Origin of the sequence: Paenibacillus sp. MZ03-122A (assembly GCF_024213325.1) — a bacterium.
In the GTDB taxonomy this organism is placed as follows: Bacteria; Bacillota; Bacilli; order Paenibacillales; family Paenibacillaceae; genus Paenibacillus; species Paenibacillus polymyxa_B.
The window spans coordinates 269,306-291,674 of record NZ_JANAVI010000006.1; the positions used below are offsets into that span (position 1 = coordinate 269,306).

At 46.0% G+C, this 22,369-nt stretch carries 23 protein-coding genes and 1 riboswitch; of the genes, 6 read left to right on the forward strand and 17 right to left on the reverse strand.

What is annotated here, in order from left to right; all coding sequences use genetic code 11:
- Window positions 1-82: 82 nt before the first annotated feature.
- On the forward strand, window positions 83-961 hold the full coding sequence (locus NLX74_RS15515) for a LysR family transcriptional regulator (RefSeq protein WP_254329235.1): 879 nt from the start codon (window positions 83-85) through the stop codon (window positions 959-961).
- 202 nt (window positions 962-1,163) lie between these two features.
- Here NLX74_RS15515 and NLX74_RS15520 read toward each other — a convergent pair whose 3' ends face one another.
- Entirely contained in the window at window positions 1,164-2,741 is a 1,578-nt protein-coding gene (locus NLX74_RS15520) for a sigma-70 family RNA polymerase sigma factor (protein WP_254329236.1), read from the reverse strand.
- Window positions 2,742-2,934: 193 nt separating this feature from the next.
- Complete coding sequence (locus NLX74_RS15525; RefSeq protein WP_254329237.1) at window positions 2,935-3,300, reverse strand: hypothetical protein; 366 nt, start codon at window positions 3,298-3,300, stop codon at window positions 2,935-2,937.
- A gap of 181 nt (window positions 3,301-3,481) precedes the next feature.
- Between NLX74_RS15525 and NLX74_RS15530 the strand changes: the two genes are divergently transcribed.
- Window positions 3,482-3,706: a helix-turn-helix domain-containing protein gene (locus NLX74_RS15530; RefSeq protein WP_254329238.1), complete on the forward strand. Its 225-nt coding sequence runs from the start codon at window positions 3,482-3,484 to the stop codon at window positions 3,704-3,706.
- Between the two features lie 53 nt (window positions 3,707-3,759).
- On the opposite strand, the gene NLX74_RS15535 is transcribed toward NLX74_RS15530, so the two are convergent.
- The 3 genes from NLX74_RS15535 to NLX74_RS15545 form a co-directional block, all read right to left on the reverse strand.
- Complete coding sequence (locus NLX74_RS15535) at window positions 3,760-4,875, reverse strand: hypothetical protein (RefSeq protein WP_254329239.1); 1,116 nt, start codon at window positions 4,873-4,875, stop codon at window positions 3,760-3,762.
- On the reverse strand, window positions 4,872-5,375 hold the full coding sequence (locus NLX74_RS15540; RefSeq protein ID WP_254329240.1) for a DUF4365 domain-containing protein: 504 nt from the start codon (window positions 5,373-5,375) through the stop codon (window positions 4,872-4,874). Before NLX74_RS15540 ends, NLX74_RS15535 begins: the two co-directional genes overlap by 4 nt.
- A 327-nt stretch (window positions 5,376-5,702) precedes the next feature.
- Window positions 5,703-6,062 carry a HesB/IscA family protein gene (locus NLX74_RS15545; RefSeq protein WP_013311832.1) on the reverse strand — a complete coding sequence of 120 codons (360 nt, stop codon included), beginning with the start codon at window positions 6,060-6,062 and terminating at the stop codon, window positions 5,703-5,705.
- Window positions 6,063-6,434: 372 nt separating this feature from the next.
- On the opposite strand from NLX74_RS15545, the gene mqnE reads away from it, so the two are divergent.
- Both mqnE and NLX74_RS15555 read left to right on the forward strand, forming a co-directional pair.
- Window positions 6,435-7,541 carry an aminofutalosine synthase MqnE gene (gene mqnE, locus NLX74_RS15550; RefSeq protein WP_023990177.1) on the forward strand — a complete coding sequence of 369 codons (1,107 nt, stop codon included), beginning with the start codon at window positions 6,435-6,437 and terminating at the stop codon, window positions 7,539-7,541.
- A 204-nt stretch (window positions 7,542-7,745) separates the two neighbouring features.
- Complete coding sequence (locus NLX74_RS15555; RefSeq protein WP_254329241.1) at window positions 7,746-8,813, forward strand: NAD(P)/FAD-dependent oxidoreductase; 1,068 nt, start codon at window positions 7,746-7,748, stop codon at window positions 8,811-8,813.
- A gap of 111 nt (window positions 8,814-8,924) precedes the next feature.
- Here NLX74_RS15555 and NLX74_RS15560 read toward each other — a convergent pair whose 3' ends face one another.
- Entirely contained in the window at window positions 8,925-9,182 is a 258-nt protein-coding gene (locus tag NLX74_RS15560) for a YuzB family protein (protein ID WP_023990179.1), read from the reverse strand.
- 87 nt (window positions 9,183-9,269) lie between these two features.
- Here NLX74_RS15560 and NLX74_RS15565 point away from each other — a divergent pair, with 87 nt between their 5' ends.
- Window positions 9,270-9,515 carry a NifU family protein gene (locus NLX74_RS15565; protein ID WP_013311836.1) on the forward strand — a complete coding sequence of 82 codons (246 nt, stop codon included), beginning with the start codon at window positions 9,270-9,272 and terminating at the stop codon, window positions 9,513-9,515.
- A 92-nt stretch (window positions 9,516-9,607) separates the two neighbouring features.
- Here the strand turns inward: NLX74_RS15565 and NLX74_RS15570 are convergent, their stop codons facing one another.
- From NLX74_RS15570 to NLX74_RS15605, 8 genes are all read right to left on the reverse strand, one after another.
- Window positions 9,608-10,372 carry an SDR family oxidoreductase gene (locus NLX74_RS15570; protein ID WP_043882348.1) on the reverse strand — a complete coding sequence of 255 codons (765 nt, stop codon included), beginning with the start codon at window positions 10,370-10,372 and terminating at the stop codon, window positions 9,608-9,610.
- A gap of 144 nt (window positions 10,373-10,516) precedes the next feature.
- Window positions 10,517-11,359: a MetQ/NlpA family ABC transporter substrate-binding protein gene (locus NLX74_RS15575; protein WP_254329242.1), complete on the reverse strand. Its 843-nt coding sequence runs from the start codon at window positions 11,357-11,359 to the stop codon at window positions 10,517-10,519.
- A 74-nt stretch (window positions 11,360-11,433) separates the two neighbouring features.
- On the reverse strand, window positions 11,434-12,102 hold the full coding sequence (locus tag NLX74_RS15580) for a methionine ABC transporter permease (protein ID WP_013311839.1): 669 nt from the start codon (window positions 12,100-12,102) through the stop codon (window positions 11,434-11,436).
- Entirely contained in the window at window positions 12,099-13,121 is a 1,023-nt protein-coding gene (locus NLX74_RS15585) for a methionine ABC transporter ATP-binding protein (RefSeq protein WP_254329243.1), read from the reverse strand. The genes NLX74_RS15580 and NLX74_RS15585 overlap by 4 nt, the downstream gene beginning before the upstream one ends.
- Before the next feature lie 136 nt (window positions 13,122-13,257).
- Window positions 13,258-13,397: riboswitch (SAM riboswitch) on the reverse strand.
- Between the two features lie 125 nt (window positions 13,398-13,522).
- A complete protein-coding gene (locus NLX74_RS15590; RefSeq protein WP_254329244.1) occupies window positions 13,523-14,248 on the reverse strand; it encodes a Cthe_2314 family HEPN domain-containing protein in 726 nt (241 codons plus the stop codon).
- A 51-nt stretch (window positions 14,249-14,299) separates the two neighbouring features.
- The gene (locus NLX74_RS15595; RefSeq protein WP_254329245.1) at window positions 14,300-16,066 is read right to left on the reverse strand and encodes a UbiD family decarboxylase; all 1,767 of its coding nucleotides are present in this window, start codon (window positions 16,064-16,066) and stop codon (window positions 14,300-14,302) included.
- A 129-nt stretch (window positions 16,067-16,195) separates the two neighbouring features.
- Window positions 16,196-17,125 (reverse strand): COX15/CtaA family protein, encoded by a 930-nt coding sequence (locus NLX74_RS15600; protein WP_483311654.1) that lies wholly within the window; start codon window positions 17,123-17,125, stop codon window positions 16,196-16,198.
- A gap of 219 nt (window positions 17,126-17,344) precedes the next feature.
- Window positions 17,345-17,689 carry a thioredoxin family protein gene (locus NLX74_RS15605; RefSeq protein ID WP_025723593.1) on the reverse strand — a complete coding sequence of 115 codons (345 nt, stop codon included), beginning with the start codon at window positions 17,687-17,689 and terminating at the stop codon, window positions 17,345-17,347.
- A 238-nt stretch (window positions 17,690-17,927) separates the two neighbouring features.
- On the opposite strand from NLX74_RS15605, the gene NLX74_RS15610 reads away from it, so the two are divergent.
- The gene (locus NLX74_RS15610; protein WP_254329246.1) at window positions 17,928-19,217 is read left to right on the forward strand and encodes a DUF2515 family protein; all 1,290 of its coding nucleotides are present in this window, start codon (window positions 17,928-17,930) and stop codon (window positions 19,215-19,217) included.
- A gap of 17 nt (window positions 19,218-19,234) precedes the next feature.
- On the opposite strand, the gene NLX74_RS15615 is transcribed toward NLX74_RS15610, so the two are convergent.
- The 3 genes from NLX74_RS15615 to NLX74_RS15625 form a co-directional block, all read right to left on the reverse strand.
- Window positions 19,235-20,869 carry a putative polysaccharide biosynthesis protein gene (locus NLX74_RS15615; RefSeq protein ID WP_254329247.1) on the reverse strand — a complete coding sequence of 545 codons (1,635 nt, stop codon included), beginning with the start codon at window positions 20,867-20,869 and terminating at the stop codon, window positions 19,235-19,237.
- A gap of 138 nt (window positions 20,870-21,007) precedes the next feature.
- Complete coding sequence (locus tag NLX74_RS15620) at window positions 21,008-21,487, reverse strand: DUF456 domain-containing protein (protein ID WP_061829850.1); 480 nt, start codon at window positions 21,485-21,487, stop codon at window positions 21,008-21,010.
- A gap of 51 nt (window positions 21,488-21,538) precedes the next feature.
- The gene (locus tag NLX74_RS15625; RefSeq protein WP_061829851.1) at window positions 21,539-22,288 is read right to left on the reverse strand and encodes a Cof-type HAD-IIB family hydrolase; all 750 of its coding nucleotides are present in this window, start codon (window positions 22,286-22,288) and stop codon (window positions 21,539-21,541) included.
- Window positions 22,289-22,369: the final 81 nt, after the last annotated feature.

Genomic DNA, 22,369 nt, shown 5'->3' on the forward strand with positions numbered 1-22,369 from the left:
CAAAGTTTTGCTTTACTAGCTTATACTGTGGTCACTAATAAATAAAATGAATGTTTTCAATAAGGGAGATAACTTTTCACTTATGACCATTACTCAAATTATGATCTTCGTTCGCGTAGCTGAAACGCTAAACTTCACCCAAACTGCCCATGAGCTGCATATGACGCAGCCCGCGGTCAGCCATGCCATCGCCAGCATCGAAAACGAACTGGATGTCCAGCTATTGCTGCGCGACCGAAAAAAAGGAGTGCTGCTGACCGATATCGGGCACAAAGTACTGCTGGAATTTCGTATGATGCTGCAAAGCATGGAAAAGGTACAGCAGCAGGTGGCTGCTGAAAAAGGTCTAGACGTGGGCACAATCACGATCGGTGCCTTTCCTTCTGCTTCAGCCTATTTTCTGCCCCCGATTATTCATCATATTCGTCAGCATTATCCGAACCTTGTTTTCGATCTACATGAAGGCTCCACGAATGAAGTCAAGGAGTGGGTGCATACCAGAGAAATCGAGGCGGGTATCATCCTGTTGCCAGACCCTCAGGTAGATGTAATCCCATTATGTCAGGATGACATGGTTATTCTCCTGCCAGACGGTCACCCTTTGCAATCGCACAATAAAATCGCCATTCGAGACTTGAATCAGCAGGATATGATCTTTTGTAAAGGTGGACATGAAGTCGCCATTATGGAAGGTTTTGAACGCGAGCAAAGTCAGTTGCAGGCACAGTTCATTACTCATAATATCAGCACCTTGGTCAGCATGGTTCGACAGGGACTAGGTATGGGTATTGTTTCTTCGCTTGCCTTGTCCACGTTCCCTCATAATCTGACCGTCAAGGAAACTTCGCCTCTGATCACACGTCAAATCGGTATAGCTGTACCGTCCCTGCACAATGCTTCACTTGCTGTACAGTTATTTGTGCGGACCGCGCAGGAGCTGTTTACAGATGTGAAGCAGTAGAAGCATTGGTAACTTGAATCATCATCCTAAGGGGGGTCTATTCATATACAGGAAACTCAATTCATTGGACCGGATAGCTAAGTTCCTAACCTATTCCCGGTGATTTTTCTTGTTATAATATGGTGTACTTAAAAAATAAAAAGGAGTTTTCCATAAACGGAAAACTCCTTCGCACGTTAAGCTATTTACTGCTACAGCTTGTTCAATGTCGGACCACCAATTCTCCGGCTACATCATCCCAGCGCCAAGAAACCTCATGTCCATGGAGATGCAGCCCCCCAAACCACTCGTCGATTCCTTGAACTGCAATGCGGTCCGCTGATCCATTCAGTACTTCTTTACCCAACTCTGTCAGAATTACCTTTCGGTTCAGAAAATCTGGAATTTGTCTGAAATCCAAGCCGACCTCATCCCCGTCAATGATCAGCAAAGGATGTTCGCCTTGCGCCAAAGCACGAATAAATTTCCAGTATTCGAGATCACCCATGCCGAGCACATGCAGGATGTCAGTTACCTGACGAAATAATTTCAATGGTGTATCTACTCCATTATGAACGGTCTGAAGCGTGGTCTGTTCCACAATGCCCAGACCATTCCGCTCCGAGGGCAAGCGCTTGAGATGCGCTGTGAAGGCTTCATAGGCAAAAGGCAGGCCGGAGGCTGCCAATTCTGCCTTCTTGTCTTCCAGCAGATTAGCCATTTGAGCAGGATCAGGAGAAGCATACGCCTGCCAAAGCTCGCTTCCGAGCTCCATTTCTTGCCGTTCAATAGTTCGCCAGGTCCCGGATAATGTCTGAAGCTGTGCCGGAGTGAGCTGTCCCAGACCATGAAACCGTTCGATTCCCGGAAACTCCCCAATACAGAGTAGGCTCAGCTTCGTGCGGCCCAGTTTCTGTCTCTTGAACCAGTGGAGCAGATAGGCGAGCATGCTCTGATCAAACAGGTCATGCTCAAACCACAATACGACTTCATCATACTTGATAAATTCACGAAGTTTCTGCTCTTGTTCCTCACATGCCGTAATATATTCGCTGGCCGGAATACCCATCGTTTCTTCCAACACCCTGGCCCGCAGTGCCCGTTCTTCAGCTCCCGCTGGATTTGCAAATATCGGTCCTGCCGGATATACCTCTCTCCATACAAGCACGTCACCTTGTACAACACCCTGCTTCAACATGTCACCTACAACATCACCGTTAACAATATGTAGCATGTTTTGCCCTCCCTCATACAAATGATTGAACACGGAGACGAGGTCGGCCACCGGGAGTGTACCTTTCAATTTTCGGCGGGCATCGTGCAGCCGCTTCTTAAGCGTCGGGACCGGAGTGCCCAGATAATCGGAAATTTCCTGAAGAGAGTAACCGTAAAAATAAAACAGCCGCAGAGGCACGCGCAGCTTGGCAGACAGTGCCTTCACCGATTGTTGCAGAACTTGGCTCTCCTCTCTACGCTCCGCAATTTCTGCCAAACCCGGTACTCCTCCCGATACCTGCACAGCTTCATCCAGAGGAAGCATCGAATGATGCTTGCGCCGCAGCGTCCGCTGGCACTGTCTTACGACAATGGTCTTGAACCAGCCTGGAAAAGCTGCCGGGTTCTGTAGCTTCTCCAGATTCTGATAAGCCTCTATGAACGCATCCTGCACGGCATCTTCCGCGAGATGGACATCCTTCAGCATGTCATAGGACACGGCATATGCCATTCCGCGAAAATGCAGCATCAGCTGCCCGAACGCTTCTGCATCCCCTAGCCGCGCCTTTTCAACCCACTCCCTCATACGTCCCTAGCCTCTTTTCTTTCGTGTTCTTATTCTTAAGTGCCAACTCCGTGGGGGAAGGTTACAAATCATGTTGATGGAAAAATGAAATGATTGATAAATAGCGTCACTGAATACAGCAACCATATTAACAGATTCTTTCTCAAAAGAAGCATAATGTAGCTACGGGTTGTTGGTTTTCAATAGAAATATATCATCCTTTATTTTTTACGAGGTTAAGTTCAATATGACTTCGACCATGTAGCCATAGCAGTTCATCCAGTAAAAACGCCAATCCATCCTTACTACGCAAACGCTCGATCAGTTCTGTAACGACTTCCATAATCTCACGCTGTATATTCTTCGCTAGTTGGAGGCCCCCACTTTCCCCATCCACATAAAGATATGGATGATCCGGTTGATCTATCTTTCGTACATGCCGCAGACACAATATCCCATGTTCAAGATAAAAGAAATAGCTACGATCATACAGAACTCCCTCAAATAATTCATATATATGAGGGTCATCATCAGGTCCGTATACCATGGCAACTCTTTTCAATTCAACCGATTCGGTCATAAAAATCACTCTCTTCCCTTTGCAGCACAGATTTATTTATGTATTTATCACTGCAAATATCTATACTATAATTCGTATATACGATTATAAGTAATAATTTATACGACTTTTAGTATATAGTCAAGATCTATTTTACGGATATTCGTATATTGGATATAATGAGTTGGAGGGTGGTGTACATATGAGAATGATTCGGCTTAAATTGAATGAAGTTATGACCCAACGGGGACTTACGCAAACCCAACTTTCCGAACTATCGGGTGTTCGTCAGGCTGCTATCTCTGAAATGTCACGCAACATTCGTGAACAAATAAATCTTAAAACTCTTGTGAAAATTGCGGATGCACTTGAGATTGACGATATATCAGAATTATTATCATTGGAAAACAACAAAAAGGACCATTAATGTTATCGGTCCTTTTCGTTAATTTTCCTCAGAGTTCAATTTTTACAGATACATCAACCTAACACCTGGAACTTTTTCAAGTTCATAACTTCCCAAGTTTTTCGTGTTGTATCTACAACACCAGTAATTTTAACCTTTTTTTCATTTTTATGAGCATCACATGCACTTTTATAATCATCTTCGATCAATTCTACTTTTACACTATGCTTTTTATTATCATACATGGTTGAAATATTTATAGTTCCATAGGCTGTTCCAGAATTAGATGATAATTTAGAAATAAAACCTTCAATTTCAACGTCTTCTGGTTTCTTCTCCCTCAATGCCTCAGCTATCGCTTTAATAATATGATAATCAGAAGAATCTAAAGTAATCACATCTGGTAGTTTCTCAGTATTTTCAATCGTTTTTGAATATCTTATCTTGGACTCCAGTTTCACCGGCTCATCTTCGTCATAAAGAGATAGTAGTGCTTCACATATATTTGCATTTAAACCTTCATTATAGCCTCTTTCGACTAAATCATCGAGTTTGTTCTCATTATCATTAAAACTTTCTATTTGGTGAATTGATTTGTGAATTCTTTTCATTACTCTTCTTGAAAAGGGCTCTGTAATTGCTGTATTCTCTTCAATAATGATTTCAAGATCGTCGTTAATTAACGATCCTGATTCTACAGTTACAATGTAACTTCCATGGGCAGTTTGGCCTAGTTTAAAAAAGTTACTATAACCAATCGCTTTTTGGGAAGCTCTCTTAAAAGCCCTTTGAGGATATTCTTCAGTATAAGCAGCCGAGACGATTAAATTCTTTAGCCCTTTTATCAAATTAGAAGCATAACTTAAAGGTATAGAGCCCTCAGAAGCAAATGAAGAAATGACCCTAATTTCTAGTTTATCAGCGTCCGATTCGTAGCTATTTATATCCTTTATTATTAATTCGCTACTCCTATTTTCTATAGTACTTAAGGTATTTAAAGCCGAGTAAATACGTTGTTGAAAATCTCCAAAAGATTCTTTTGCAGGTAATAAAAGAGTGATGGGTTCAGAATTTTGAATTTCACGAGAGAACACAAAAACATTGGGGTTAGGAAACTCTTCATCAAGATCCCATCCATTTCTATCCAAATAACCCATAATATCTCTCAGTTTAATTAGGCTAGGTTTCATATATCTTCACCCGTTTTTACTTTATTCATTATTTGCCTCAAAGATACCTCTGTTAGCAATTGTTCTTTGGGAATACTCACCCTGACAGTGTTTGCATTTTTAGTAGGTTCCATACCCTTTAAAGAATACCACCAAGCACAATTCTTCAAAATAGTCCCATCTTCAGTTATATTTAACCACTGATCTTGATCCTTAGGAAGTACAAAAAGCACTAACATTCTAGGAGCACCCACTTCGGTAGCAACAAGATCATTATAGTTTTTAGCTTCTAAGTCATATTTAATGCAGTCTTTTTCATATAGAACGTTTATTGTGGACTTAAGCTGAATATCAATACTCCAACCATTGTCGCAATATCTTCCGTTAACATTTTGGATATCTCTAAATATACCATCAAAACCGTAGTCAAAATCAGGGCGCGCAAAATTCATTCCGGCTTTATGGGCTACCGCGATTGCATAAGCCTTACTAAGCCCCTCTTTAATGTGGCTTTCAATCATATGTATCTGCACCTCTGTAAATGATAAGTAAATAGTCCTAGGTTTAGGATACCACTCTATAAATCTTAATGGAATACTTTTCTTGAAAAATCATATTTTTAGTCTTCTCGCAGAAATACTTCCAAGTTTTTTATATCCTGAATCATAAAATCCTTATGTGCTCCTAAAGTCAGCCTGACGGCTATATCTATATCCACTTTTCAAACTTCTTTAACTCATAAAAAAACTCCATAAACGTTATAGTAGAAACTATATCGTTTATGGAGGAAAAAAATTAACAATCCTGAAACGCAGATTCTTGGATTATTGATACTCATTATTTTTTGACTAACAAGGCTCTTCGTTCGGTTTTCCGGCATCCGTAGCCGTACGGAAGCTTGAACCGCAGCCGCATGTAGCTACAGCATTCGGATTATGAATAGTGAAGCCGCCTGACATTCCAGACTCTTCAAAGTCGATTTCCAGACCGTCCAGGTAGCGGATGCTTTCCTTCTCCACTACAATCTTCATATCCTGTACGTTCATATATATATCTTGATCCGTCTCGTTGTCGTCAAAGCCCATTGCATACGAAAATCCGGTACAACCGCCCGGCGTAACACCCAGACGCAAAAACATATTCGGCGTTTCCTGCTGCTCCAGCATATCTTTCAAACGCTCAGCAGCGGAATCGGTGATGTTAATCATAGCTCCATCCTCCTCTTTTACTTCATGTTCTCCTTCAGTATACTCCACTATTTGCACGTGCTCAAGTCATGGAATGTCCTTCCCTTACAGGCTTAAAGACCTGTTTTTCTATTCGTTTGTATTGAACACCGGTGGTGTGAGGTTTATAATAGGTGAAGAGTGTGTAAAAGAAACTGTCGGAAATTTGTCATTTCAAAGGCGATATTTTGAGATATTCATCATTGTAGCCTGGCATTGTAACATTTTTCACATATCGTATATCCGCGCTGCCGGATTCTTACCGACGGAACGGGACATCCTGTGCGCACTTAGCGCTTGTGCCGCTGATTTGGCGGACAGCCTCGCACAGAGCAACTTGAAGGAGGAATAGGCATGTCCACATTAGTTACACCTTTTACAGACCGCAGAATGGCGGAAATTGTAGAAAAGGTACAGAACGGTATTCGTTTGAACCTTGAAGACGGTATATATTTGTATGAAACTGACGATATCCTCACACTGGGTCAGTTGGCTAACGAAGCTAATTTACGCAAGAACGGAAAAAAGGTTTATTTTATCGAAAACATGAGCCTGTACTTCACCAATGTATGCGAAGCGCGCTGCGCGTTCTGCAATTTCCGCAAGGATCAGGGGGAGGACGGCTCTTATACGTTGTCCGGGCAGGAAATGATTGATTATGTAGAGCAACACATCCATCCGGGAGTAAGAGAATTCCATATCGTCGGTGGTCATAATAATCATGTGCCTTTCCAATACTATGTAGACTCATTGAAGGCTCTGAATGAAAAATATCCCCACGTTACACTGAAAGCTTACACAGCAGCGGAAATTGACTTTTTCACACGCATAAGCGGCTTGAGTATTAAAGAAGTGCTTCAGGAGCTGCAAAAGGCTGGACTTCAATCCCTGACTGGTGGTGGCGCAGAAATCTTGTCCGACGAATATCGGAAGAAGATGCGTGTTACGAAAGCCAACGTGGACCGCTATCTCGAAGTACATCGCACGGCCCACAATCTCGGCATGAAAACTCATACGACCATGCTGTACGGTTCGGTCGAATCGTATCAGGATCGTATTGAACATATGCTGCAAATTCGTGAATTGCAGGACGAAACGAACGGATTTATGGTATTTATTCCACTGTCCATGCAGCCGAAAAGCAAAAACGCCAACATCATGCGCCGGAACTCCGCTTACGAGGATCTCAAAACGATTGCGATCAGCCGCCTGATGCTGGACAATATCGACCATGTCAAAGCTTACTTCATTAATATTGGCCCGCAATTGACGCAGGTCGCTCTCACCTTTGGCGCATCAGACGTCCATGGTACGATTGTACGCGAGCAAATCAGCCACGCCGCAGGTGCGTTGACCCCTGCCGGATTGACCCGTAAAGAGCTGATCTGGCTGGTCAAAGGTGCCGGACGCATACCTGTAGAACGGGACACCTTCTATAACGAAATCGAAGTTTTCGAATAAATGTAATATCGGATTCAGATTTCCCGCGAGCATTTCATCCCCATTACTCACACCATGCAGCATCATGCTGCCTCGGAATACGCTGGTCTGCCTGCCAAAGGCAGGCCCGATTCTCGGGTTTTATAACAACAAAAGCTTGTGTTAGATCAACGAGACACCAGACCATTTGCCGGGGACACGGTAGCGAAAGGAAGGCGGATTTTGATGAAAAATTTCGTTATTCTGGGAGGCGGCTATGGCGGCCTTACCATTGCCAAAGAATTGCTGGATAAACACATTCCCGACGATGTTCAAGTTATTTTAGTGGATCGGATGCCCTTTCAGGGGTTGAAAACAGAATACTATGCCCTCGCGGCAGGTACGGTATCTGATTTTGATTTGCGGGTGCATTTTCCAGATGAACAACGTCTTATTCGCAAATATGGAGAAGTCACCTCGATGGATCTGGAGAATAAAATGGTCCATTTTCAAGACGGTGAACCCTTGCCCTATGATCAGCTTGTCATTGCGTTGGGTTGTACCGACCGCTTTCACAATACACCCGGGGCTGAAGAATACAGCTGTACAATCCAGTCGTTTAACCATACCCGCCAAACCTATCTGCGCTTGAACGAAATCAAGCCATATGGACATGTTCATATTGTAGGCGGTGGTCTTAGCGGTGTTGAGATTGCTGCGGAGTTACGCGAAAGCCGTACGGATTTGAATATTACCATTATGGATCGGGGCGAGCGGGTGCTGTCGGCATTCCCGCAACGTTTGTCTGCCTATGTACATGCTTGGTTCAAGGAGCATCAGGTTAATGCCCTGAATCATGTTGCGGTTTCCCGTATTGAGCCGGGGGCTATTTATAACCGTGACGAGCAAATTGTAACGGATGCAGTAGTATGGACAGCGGGGATTCAGCCGGTAAAAATTGTGCAGGATTTAGCCGTCCCTAAAGACCCTCAGGGCCGCATCGTGCTCAACGAATATTATCAAATACCGGACCATCCTGAGGTGTATGTGGTCGGAGACTGTGCGAGCCTTCCCTACTCTCCAAGCGCTCAAGCGGCAGAAGTGCAAGGGGAGCAGATCGCACACATTGTACGCGACCTGTGGAAAGGTCAAACGCCTCATCCGCATCCTTTAAAGCTGCGCGGTACATTAGGCGCGCTTGGCAAGAAGGCCGGGTTCGGCTATGGCTTTATGGGCAGTACCTCATTGCGTGGACGAGTACCACGCCTGCTTAAAAGCGGTGTGCTCTGGAAGTCCAAACGCCATTTTGGCTAAACGTATGCTAAACAAACAAAGGAGACCCGCTATCAGAGCAGGTCTTCTTTGTTTCTTGATTGTTTGCATCATGTATATTCTCTACAAAAAGGAGCTGGCTAACAGAGCCTTTCAATCCAAATCTAGGTTATCCCATGCTTCAGCTTCCTTAATTTTGTTCATAATCACTTCATACAGAAGCTCTGCTGAATCTGCGGATACAATCTCGCCGTTGACCATCGCATAGGGTTCGGCGTTGCACTGACCGCAATTGCTTAGGCAGCCGTATTCAATCACATCATAATCTGGATTCTGTTCCAGCTTGGACATGATTTCATCGGTACCCCAATGCATATTACTGGTGCAAAACTCAATAATAGGTCTTAACATTTTTTCACCTGCTTTGGATGACGGGCATTTTAATTTGGCCCGCTTTGTAATATAATAATAAAGGTATAGGAAAGGAGTTGAATTCTAATGAGCGAAACACAAAGCGTTCAAATGTATGATGAAGTAGCTGATGTACTGGATAAGCTCCGTCCGTTCCTGCAACGCGATGGTGGCGACGTTGAGCTGGTTGACGTTGAAGACGGCATCGTTAAGCTGAAGCTGGTAGGCGCTTGCGGCAGTTGCCCAAGTTCCACAATCACGCTGAAAGCAGGGATTGAACGTGCTCTTCTCGAAGAAGTCGACGGCGTCCAAGAAGTGGTACAAGTATTCTAATGCTTGATGCATAATGATCATGAGAGTCTTGACTTCGGTAACGAAGCTCAAGACTCTTTTTTGTGTTACAGCGTCTGAGGGAGCACTCAAGCTTATATGGTTGGCCGAATGGGGTCCAATCCTCCCGATACATCCATAATATTACCTGTTATAAAATCCGAATGCTCCTCACACAAATAGGCGATCACTCGCGCAATGTCCTCTCCGCTCCCCGGACGTCCACGCGGTGTCTCTTTATCCTGCATACCGATGACATCGGCAATTGACATTTCCTTATTTGCTCCTCGAATATCCCCTGGACAGATCATATTGACCGTAATGCCATTAGGAGCTTCCTCCACAGCCAGTGACTTCGTAAAAGACACCAGCCCCACCTTGGCGGCTGCGTAGACGGCGCGATGCGGCCAAGCCCTTGCTTCTCCAGCATGACCAAAGCCAAAATGAATAATACGTCCCCATTGCTGGCTCCGCATGTGAGGCAATACCAAATGATCCAGCAACATGGTACCGACCAGATTCCCTTGTATCATGGCATGAATCTCAGCTACACTGTAATCCGCAAACAGACGGCGTTCCCGGATGAACGGTCCGGCATTATTCACCATAATATCGACTCCGCCTAGCCGATCCTGTACTTCACCAATCAGCCTCGTAATATCTTCCTGAACAGAGATATCCCCTTGTAAAGACAAGCAGCGTACTCCCTTAGACTCAATCACCCGCTTAAGCGCTTCAGCTTCTGCTTGGCTATGCACATAATTCAGTGCAATATTACAGCCTTCATCCGCCAGACGCAGAGCGGTCGTTTTACCTAGACCTTTGGCACTGCCCGTTATGAATGCGACTTTATCTCTCAACAATTTTCCTCCTGTTCACAGAGAACGGTCACCCCCAAGTATAAAATATTTAAGCTTCCCCTACAACTCCATCCAAAAAGAAACCCCCAGTCCTCTTGTTCAAGAGAATCTGGGGGTTGCGTGCAATGCGTTCTCGTTCCCTACTTAAAATGCCGGGATAATTGCGCCTTGGTATTTATCTTCAATGAATTTTTTAGTTTCTGGAGATTGCAAAGCTTTAAGCAACTTCTGAATCGCTTCGGAATCTTTATTATCAGGACGTGCTACCAGAACGTTAGCATATGGAGAATCCTTGTCTTCCAGTGCCAGTGCATCTTTCGTAGGGTTCAGCTTCGCTTCCAAAGCGTAGTTCGTGTTGATCAACGCAATATCCACTTCAGGCAACTGACGTGGCAGCATAGCCGCCTCCAGCTCCTTGAATTCCAGGTTTTTCTTATTTTCAGTAATATCTTTTACCGTAGCTTCAATGTTGCTTGCGTCTTTCAGCTTGATCAGACCTTGTTTTTCCAACAACAGCAAAGCACGGCCTCCGTTTGTCGCATCGTTCGGAATGGCTACAGTTGCGCCATCTGGAAGTTCATCAAGCTTTTTATATTTTTGGGAGTAGATGCCGAAAGGCTCCAGGTGAACCGCGCCCACAGAAACCAAATCCATTTTGCGCTCTTTGTTCATCACATTCAAGTAAGGTACATGTTGATAGAAGTTAGCATCCAGCTGCTTGTCAAACAATTGAACGTTCGGCTGTACGTAGTCGTTAAACTGAACGACTTGGAGACGAACCCCTTCTTTTTCCAACTGAGGCTTGATCGCTTCCAAAATTTCCGCATGCGGCACAGGAGAAGCTCCAACTTTCAGTTCCACTTCACGTGGTGATCCGCCTGTATTCTCGTTCGCATTGTTTGTATCCGATGTTGTGCTCTTTGTGCCGCAAGCAGCCAGCACCGCAATTAATGTCAAGCTTAATATAGCCAATACCCATTTCTTCATGTTATTACCCCTCCAATAATTTGTAATATTCAGGAGCAGACGTCCTGATCAATAAGGATATCTATATGTTTTCCCTATTTTCGAGTATAATGCCGCACGAGCCGATCTCCCGCCATTTGCAGCAATTGTACCAATACAACCATCAGCACGACCGCAACGATCATGACAGCCGTTTCATAACGATAATAGCCGTAGTTGATAGCCAGTGTACCCAGTCCACCGCCCCCGATCATCCCGGACATTGCCGTGTAGGATACGAGTGTAACGACGGTAATGGTTAATGCGGCGAGCAGACCCGGAAGTGCCTCACGTAACAGCACACGCCGGATAATTTGTCCTGTCGAGGCACCCATCGCTTGTGCGGCTTCAATGACGCCCTTGTCCACTTCACGCAGAGACGTTTCGACAAGACGTGCAAAGAATGGGGCAGCCCCGATAACCAATGGCGGAATGGTTCCCAGCACCCCGGTCGAGGTACCTACCAGCGATCGTGTAAAAGGAATAAGTGCAACGATCAAAATGATAAAGGGTACGGAACGTAAAATGTTAACGATAAATGATAATACAATGTATATCACCTTCATCAGAGTCAACGAGGAGCGGCTCGCCAGAAACAATAATATACCAAGCGGCAAACCAATAACGAGGGTGAACAATGCAGATGCCCCAAGCATCTGAAGGGTTTCCAGCGTAGAATTCCCTAGCTCTTCCCAACTCACTTGTGAAAAATCAAGTTCGCTCATTGTCCAATCACCTCCACATCAAGCCCTTGCCCAGACACTTCGCGCAACGTATGCTCTATATCCTCATGATTTCCTTCAAAACGAACGATTAGCTGTCCATAGGGTACATTTTTAATCGTAGATATAGTTCCCTGCAAGATCGCAAAATCAACACCAGTACTTCGAGCCGTACGCGACAGAATCGCATCATATGTTTTGCTGCCCAAGAAGGAGATACGCACCACCTGCGCTGACTCGCCGCCACCTGCTGCCGCAATCGCTGCTTGCAGCTCCTCGGGATGTTCTGACTCCCGTTGAATAAAGTCCTTGGTTACCTGGTGCTGCGGCTTCAAAAATACTTCCGCTACCGGACCTTGCTCCACGATGTCGCCCTGATGAATAACACCAACTCGATCACAAATGCTTTGAATGACATGCATTTCATGTGTAATCAGCACGATGGTTAAATTAAAACGTTGATTAATATCCAGCAGCAATTTCAGGATAGACCCCGTCGTCTGCGGATCAAGCGCAGAAGTCGCTTCGTCACACAGCAATACATGAGGATCACTAGCCAGCGCCCGTGCAATTCCTACCCGCTGTTTCTGTCCACCTGAGAGCTGTGACGGATACTTTCTACTATGTTCTTCCAGACCCACCAGTTCCAGCAGCTCACGAACCTTCATGTCCACCTTCTGCTTGGGAGTGTTTACGAGACGCAATGGAAATGCAATATTGTCATACACCGTCGCCGAAGACAACAAATTAAAATGCTGAAAAATCATTCCGATTTTTCGACGTTGCTTCTGTAACTGGGATTGACTCACAGTGGTGAGGTTTACCCCGTCTACCCATACTTCACCTGAAGTAGGGCGTTCCAATAAATTAATACAGCGGATCAATGTACTTTTCCCCGCCCCGGAGTGACCAATCACTCCGAATATTTCTCCACGCTTTATAGAAAGATTCAACCCAGACAGCGCATTAACGCGTCGGTTGCCTTTGCCATAATGCTTGGTTAACTGCTTAAGCTCTATCAACGTGCTGCGACCCCCTTCACTTCTTCCTTACCCTTTTAACCAGTTGTCATCTCTCAGGATTGTATAAAATCGCTATTTATTTATACAAAAAAGAGCCCCTTTCACAGAATGAAAAGGGCCCCACCTTGCGAACCTTTTCTCATCTGCCAAAATCGCTATAACTCTAGCGGTTTTGTAGGAATTAGCACCATCATGTTCCCTCCCAGTGTATTACACCGGGAAAGAACGGGTTGCCGGGCTTCATCGGGCCAGTCCCTCCACCTCTCTGGATAAGAAAAATATGTTAAACTCCAGCTTTAGCTGTCCGTTAAGTTTATATAAAAAAATATAATTCAAGCATTTTTCTGAAACTAGGTTTCAGTATAGATAGTTTACATAGCTTTGTCAAAGGATATTTTCTATCATATTTTTGGGCGTACTGCCCGGTTCTCCCATTGTTTCGCAGTATAAGTAAAGGCGTTTGACAGCGACCGACACACCATTTCCAAGCCCTGCTGCAAATCTTCCAAATGGTGATCGAGGTCCTCCAGTTGGATTTTTCCATACAAAGCTCGGTGTCGTTGCCAGAGATCATCCTGCATTTCCGTATTCATATAGTGTATCTCCGTATTCCGACGCTTACGCAGCCGATTGATGGCATCGTTGTATGTGTCCTTGATATCAATTAAATTATCGGTCAATACAGGATGCATTTTGAGATACTTGAGCTGCCGCAACACGGTAAAATACGAATAATGAGCCTTATACTGCCCTGTTTTTAAATCACACAGATCATTTAGCCAGTTGCCCAGCTTATCTAAAATGGAGAATACCCTCACAAACCCATCTTTATAAAAGAAAACATATAATGCATAGTCGGATTTTTCATCCTCGCTCATATCTTCAGCATATCCGGCTTTCACATTCATACGAAAAAAGGCAGCAGCATGATGGCTCTGCTCCAGTTCATCCAGAGATGACATTAGACCGCGTGTCAAAATATCCGCCTTCCGAAAATCGTGGGTCGGATCTCCACCAGCCTGAATTTGCCGCTCCAGCAGGTTCAACATATCTGACATGCTATTCATGGCATCCAGCAAGATGCCCTTGTTCACACGTGGCGGCTCACCCAGTAGCTTGCGTATCATGCTTACGCCTCCTTATAAATGTAAAATCCGGCTGTAGGTTTCATTAGGGCGTCAAGCGAAATAACTCGTCCATCGTTGATCTACAAGCTTAACAATATCCTCACGCGGTAACACCTCATCCGGATACCCCGGCTTCATACGCGCATCCACTACAATCGGCAGCTTATAGTTCAGATGATGCAAACGCACTTCGCTGTCCGCGTACATATCCGTAGCCGGGTTAAAGCGTGTGAACACTGTCCACAGGAACGAGGCTTGAGAGCGAACAACTTCTTTGGCATCGTCCACAATGAAGACGAGCGGCCACTCTTGCTCACTCGCTGCTAGTCGCTCCAAAACACGTGCCGCCAGCTCAGGCTCCTGCTCAAAGGACGCACCCGATACGACGAGGCATCCTCCGCAATAGGGCTTAATTTCACGAATTCCCGGCAGATCGCCTCCCTCATAAGCACGAGGCAATTCACGTACAGGCTCACCTATCCCCATCAGGATCGCCTTACTACCATGATTCAGCTTGCGGCCTGTGTAATCGAGTGTATCGTGTGACGTGTGATTGAAAATAAATAAATCCGTTGCTGGATTAAATCGCTCCAGAATGGTTTCCAACAGCAGGTTAAAGTCAGATAAATCAATTACTCGATCCGTCAGCATCAGGAACTTGGTCAACGATAATTGACCTTGACCCAAAATAGTAAAACCGGATACAAGCGCTTCACGGGAGTAGCTTTCACGTACGACTGCCGCTGCCAGCGCATGTACGCCCGTTTCCGCATACGCCCACAGGGACTTGACGGAAGGCATCACAAGCGGATATGCAGGCGACAGCAGACGTTGCAAGAACTCACCGAGATAATAGTCTTCTTGCCGAGGCTTACCTACAATGGTTGCCGGATAAATGGCATCCTTGCGGTGATGCATATGTTTGACATGAAATACAGGGAAATCATGCTGTAATGAATAATATCCAAAATGATCACCAAACGGGCCTTCTGGACGGCGTTCATGAGGCGGCACATAACCGCTGATTGCAAATTCTGCTTCTGCTGGAATCCGGTGACCCCCAAGCGGATCTTCTGTCATGGGCAGCTTGCCTCCCATAATAAGCGAAGCCAGCAGCAGCTCAGGTAAGTTTTCCGGTGCTGGAGCAATGGCAGACGCAATCAGGGCAGGCGGGCCACCAATGATAATCGTCGTAGGCAATGGCTCATTACGCAGCTCCGCTTCATGATAATGGAAACCGCCGCCTTTATGAATTTGCCAGTGAATGCCCGTCGTCTGATCATCATAAATCTGAATGCGGTACATCCCCAGATTATGATCCTTGGGCTGACCTGGCTTCTCGGTATACACAAGTGGAAGCGTAATAAACGGCCCCCCGTCCTCATGCCAACTGGTCACTTTAGGCAGTGGCGCTAACGGAGCCTCTGTACGGCGAACTCCCAATACAGGGGCCTCGCTATGAGATACTGTTTTTAGCCCTACTTTTAGCATGTCCTTAATCAGGCCACGTTCATTCCACAATGCTTTGGGTGTAGGTGGAAACAATGTTTTGGTGGCTCCGACAATCGCATCCATCAGTTGCTCTGGTCGCGGGCCAAAAGCCATATCCACACGGCGATTCGTGCCAAACAGATTACTGGCTACAGGAAACGGGGTTCCTTTTACATTCGTGAACAGCAGTGCCGGCCCTTCTTCCTCAATGACTCTTCGATGAATCTCAGCCAGCTCCAAGTAAGGATCGACAGGTGCCTCTATAATTTTAAGATGATTTTCTTTACGCAACGCTTCAATAAATTGGCGCAAATTCTGGTAGATCAACTGGACGACTCCTCCTAAGCAAATCAAGCCCTCGAGAAACTCGTGGGCCTGGTTTGTTTCTTATATGCTATTATACGTGTTTAAACGCCTCTTGGGCAAAAATCCGCTTCACTATGATCTATGAAATGCTTAGGTACGTTGTGCTTGGGTCGGAACAAGCTTGCGGTCTGGTGACAATTGCCATACACGATAGCTCAGATAAGCCAAAATGGAGAACAACGATGCAATCACCAGCATATGTCCCAGCACGATAAACATATAGATTTCAGGTCTGTTGACGTACAACAAGATAATTCCAATCACCACTTGAAGCAAAATTAACAAGACCGATACGACACCCAATATACGGATATCTCGGTGATTCGGGTGATAACGGTATGAGTAGTGACCCACAGCCAAGATAATGACGAACAGCAGACCGGCTGAAATCTGATGAAGCAGCAGTGGAGATATGAAGCCCCCAATATTTACAACCTTCTGGATGACCGAGTGACTAAGCAACGCCCCTGAATAAACAGCAATATAGGTATAGATCGTCGATAGCCATATAAAGTTGCGATAGCCCCGACTGACACGCCCAGGAATCAGACGCGGAGTGTAGCGTGAGTCCGCGTGCTCCTGCCAGGCCCCCAGCGTCATCATAGTTGCACTGGCAAAGGCGATAAGCGCAAAGCCAAAATGCAGTCCCATGACTGCAGCCGATTGGGAGAAAATAACAGCCAACGCCCCCATGGCACCTTGTATGATGACAAACAAGAGCGTGAGCAGCGAGAATAGCTGTAAATCCTTCCGATGCTTCATAAACAGCAAAAAGCCAACAAATGAGGCGATAGAAAGAATCCCGGCCATGGCACTAACGGAACGATGAGAGAACTCAATAAGGGATGCGATCGTATGTGCCGGAACCAGCTTGCCATTGCAAAGCGGGAATTCCCGGCCACAGCCAAGACCCGAATCCGTCCGTGTCACGACACCTCCACCGAAGGTAGCCAAAAACATGACAATACATGTTACGAGTGCCAGCCATTTTAATATTCTAATTTTGTTATTCAAATTCACCCGTATCCTTCCAAATATAATATTTATTCACTTTATATGTTGTGAAATGATCACTTAAAGTAATTATAACTGATATATCGTTCCTTGACATACGAGCTTTGTTGACAAAATGTGAACGTGTCCGTGAGAAAGCCGCCCCCTTAGAAGGAAGCGGCTTTCTGAATGTCTTGATGTTTAAAATTCACTTTGTAACCTTCATGCATGCATGCACAGCATTCATTATTTTGCCAAGCTCGCATGGACTTCAACAGCCCGATCCAAAAATTGCTCAATCTCCTCGCGGGATTTGCGCAGTCTGTTCACCAGACGTACCAGTTCCCTGCCTTCACTGTAAGCGATAAAGCTAGGAATCCCCAATACATTCTGCTCTTGACTGACGCTTTCGGCCTGTTCTACATCAATCTCAATTAATGTAAGCTTATCTGCATATTGTTGTTCCACATCAGGCATGAACGGATCAATGAAATGACAATCCCCACACCAGTCCGCCTTAAATACAGCCACCGTTACGCCGGGAGTAGATATTGCCTTATTAAAGTCTTCATGAGAGACGATTTTTTGCATGGATGATTCCTCCTTAAATTCTTTTTATGCTGAAAAGATTGCACTTTCTATTGTAACGCCAAGTGAAGCTTTTGCACACTCCCCCATTCTGCTCACATGCCGATTGGAAGCCCTCTCATTGAGGCATACTAAAGATACACTTAAGAATCTACACAAGCACGACATCCTAACAGCATACCCAACATACTTGGCAGGATACGGGGATGCTTGCAATTGGAAAGGAGGTTATTTAGTAGTCATGTCTCTTACCGAATGGCTCCATACAGCATCTCGACAGCTTCAAGGAGGGCTAAAGTTACTGGGTTCCGTTCCTCGTGTTGCAGAGGAAGCTTGGGAGGGCAAACGGGCGGCTTGGACCGAATCCCGCAAATTACGCTACCCCTTGCGTGAACTAGCGTGGGATTATCATACAGCACAGGCCGCTATGAATGAAGCTGAAGCGTTAATGCTGGTGAACAGACCCGCTACGCGTCCATCTTCTCTGAATATGCCCTTATGCGAAACAGACTGTGAGCTGCTGGAGCGGATCAAAAATGATACAGCACAGGAGAATCGCAGCAACGTCACCCGCACGGCCGCTTACCTTGAATGCTATCGTGGCTACCCGGAGTTACACTGGGCATTACTGGCCCACCTGGTTTCTCGTAATGGCGGCTATAATATGACCGATCTGAAAGGGGGACTGATTGGCAACCTGTTCGGCGAACAGGAAAAGGAATGGCTGTATCGGCTACTGGAGCGCTGTAATGCCCTTATTTTTCAAGACGCTTATCCGCAGTTGCAACTTTACATGCACAGCCGTCATTTGGGTCGGAGTTGCTTTCATTTGTTGCCTTATTTTCACGTTTCGCCATTCATGAAGCCCTTTTGGGAACGTTTTTGGGCTTGGCGGGATAGCTCTCTGTTGACTGTGGCGCTCATCATTAATGAACAAAACTATATTGAAGGACGTGTGGTAAAAGATCCGTATTTTCAAAAATTCGTGACACACAAGCCGGGCTTTTATTTGCATGACTGGCTCCAGCTTAATCAGGTTATATTTCCACTTGGGCTGAACGGTGGACTTGCTGGACTAGTGATGGAGCGTTTCGGCCATTTGGACGAGCGGATCGGCTTTGGCAAAAGTCTCTATGCTATGCTCTTCGGCCATCAGCAGGTGCTGGACCAGGTATCAGCATTCGCTAACAGTGTGCCACATACGGGTTCACGCAGTGACTATTGGCCCGGATTGTTCACCCCGAATGAAGAAAAAGCGCTGCACTCTCCAGATGAAAGTGCAACGCTTTTAGCACATGAATGGCTACCGCCAGGACAACGTCTGTACAGCCCGGAGCTGAACGCCGTCTGGTCCGATACAGCTTATGATCCAATCCCCCGTTACGACTGGTTTCAGGACGGCTCCACACTTGGGCATCTGAGCGAACCAAGGCGACCCCTGTTATTTGCCATGCGCCATGAGCATCGCCACGGCATCCAAAAAACAGCAATGGCCCACGTTGCCCATAACAGCTTGCAACCTTTCCACTGATAGACTGGAGGACTCTTTTAGCCTTGTTGTCCTGTGGATTCACGCTGTAGGCGCATTAACGGACGCAGTACCTTTTGCAACATACGTGGGTAGTTCCCCAGCTCGTCCCTGCGCAATACGCGCAGTACAACCAGCAACAGCAAGTAGCATACCAGTACAGCTGCCCCGGCAATGCAGCACGCGATCAAGAAGGCCACACGCGCAGGCATCAGATGCACCAGCAGGATACTGGCTTCATTTACACCGTATCCGATAGCTCCCGAGACGATGACTGCGGTTAAGAAACCTGCCCAGCGACGGCCCATGATGGAAAAGGAGACGATCCCTTTAAGCACACGCAAATTCAGCAACGTGATCACGAGGAAACATAATCCGGTTGCGGCAATGATCCCGTAAATTCCAAGCCAACCAGCCAGCAGCCAGCTCGCTGCAAACTTGACGACGATACCGACCATGACATTAACCATTGAAATACGCGGCTTGCCCATACCGATCAGTATTGAATTAGAAGTCATCATCGTAATCTGAAATATCGTTCCGAGTGTCAGAACAGCGATGATACCACTGCCTCCAAGCGAGCTGAACAGTAAACCATTAATAGAATAGGCGGTTACACATAAAGCTAGCACAATTGGCATTCCAGTCAAAATAGAGATACGCAAGGCCAGCGTCATCTGATTTTGTAAATGCTGCTCATCTTTACGGGCAAATGCCGCTGAAATGATCGGAATGAGCGATTGGCTGAGCGCAATGGCCAAAATCGGCGGAATTCCCGCCACACTCTGTGCCCGAGAGCCTAGATAACCCAACTGAGTAGTCGCCTGATCCAATCCCACTTGACCAGATAGCAGTCTCACCACAATTGACGTATCAATAAAGTTGACCGCCGGAACCGTCAGAGACGACAATACAATGGGAATGGAAAGCTTGAAAATATCTTTGTAAATGCGCATCATCGGTAGCGCGGAGCTTTCCTCTTGGAATTGATCTTGGCGGTCCTGTCGATCCTGGCGGCGCAATTTCACCGTGTAGTACAACATGACCGCTAGAGCGCCAAGACTTCCCATGACACCTCCAAAGGAGGCCCCGGCCGCAACCTCGCGATCTCCATAACCCAGCTTCAAAATAATAAAAGCAAGTACAATAGCAGTCGCTACACGTGCAACCTGCTCCACAATTTGTGAAATACCGCCTGCGGTCATATTACCGCGCCCTTGGAAGTACCCACGCATCATGGCGATGGCAGGGAACAGCAGTAATGCTGGTGCCAAAGCCTGAATGGCCAAAGCGGATTGCGGAACCCCCGCTACATGCTCGGCAAAGTAAGGTGCTCCAAAATACAGTAGCGCTGTAATGATAATGCCTGCCGCGGCCGCGAATATCAAAGCCGCACGATACACACGTCGCGCTTCCGAAGGCCGATTCAGTGCATAACGTTCTGAAACCATTTTGCTCAATGTACTTGGAATACCGGCTGTAGCCACTGTGAGCAGCATCAAATAAGCGTTGTTGGCAATGGTAAACGAGGCGTTCCCAACGGAACCAAGCAGATGCTCCAATGGAACACGCTGTACCAGACCAAGCACTCTGGCCACCAAGGCAGCAGCGGCTAAAATAAGCGTACCTTTAAGGAATGTTTCTTTATTGGACAAAATGCGTTCCCTTCTTTCTTGCTGTTCACACGCATGCAAAAGCCCCGCACAAACAGTCATGGCCTGAGCCATCACCGGTGCGGAGCCGCATGTCGATTCTGTCTCTGCAAATCATAATAAACGAAAACGAATCTCGGGTCATAACACCCAAATCAAGAATACAATAATCATGGCAAGCTGCAAAATCACTTTCATCACGGTGCTGGTAAAAAGGCCTAATACAGAGCCAAAGCCCACTTTAATAGCTCGGTCCAGCGGGGCTTTGCCAATTAGCTCACCCAGCACAGCGCCGATAAATGGCCCCAAAATCAGACCAAATGCCGGAATAACGAAGGGACCAATAATAATTCCGACAGTGCTGAGGATCGCCGACAGACGCGAGCCGCCAAATCGCTTGACTCCCCAGGCATTCACAGCATAATCTGCAACAAAAAGGGCAACCACGATTAGTGTTTGTATAATCCAAAACAATGCATTGTATGGAGCAAACGAGAAAAACCAGCCGTAAACAAAAAATGCAAAATAGATGGCGAGCGCCCCCGGCAATACGGGATATACCGCCCCGGCCATGCCCACAATGAACAGCACAATAACAACAATCCAGCCTACAACGTCCATGGGCCTCCTCCTTCTCGTCCATTCATCCTGCTAGCTGCATCATTCGTTTTATTACACAAGCACATAATCACGAATCACTTCTACAATGCCGTCGTCATTGTTCGAAGCCACGACCACATCAGCGGCTTCTTTAACCGTATCCTGAGCATTCCCCATGGCTACGCCCAGCCCAACCGCTTGAATCACAGCCAGGTCATTCAGACTGTCGCCAACGGCAACCACCTGCTCAAGAGTAATGCCAAGCAGGTCGCACACTTCAGCGATTCCACTGGCTTTGGATATACCAGCTGGGTTAATTTCCAAATTTGTCATCGAGGAATTGGAAATTTCAAGTCCCCCCATGTCCTGAAGCTTAAGTAAAATTTGGTGGCGAATTTCGTCATTTTCCGTATTATAACCGAATTTGAGCCATTCCTGTGTGTCCAATGTATCCGGCCAACGATCTCTGTTATATAATTCCTCCGTTGAGTAAGCCCAGAACCAAGAGCCTGTTTCTACGGCAATCTGGTGCATCTTACGAACGAGCTCCTTATCAAGTAAATAACGGCGCCACAACTCGTGGGGTGATTTCCACACCTCACTGCCGTTTACAGTTACCATTGGCGTCTCCAGGCCGAGTTGCTGACCGTAAGGCAGAGCATGCATCGCTGCACGTCCAGTAGATAAGCATACATGGATCCCTTCCTGAATCGCCTTGTTAATCCAGTTAATCGTTTCCAAGGAAATTTCATGATTATCATTCAGTAAGGTTCCGTCCATGTCGAGCGCAAGCAGTTTGTATTTATATTGGTTTTCTCCCATAGTCTCTCTTCCTCCTGTATGTCCCTTATGTCCAACGACATTTTACCATGAAAAAGAGAAGCCCACAAAAGTATTCAAGAC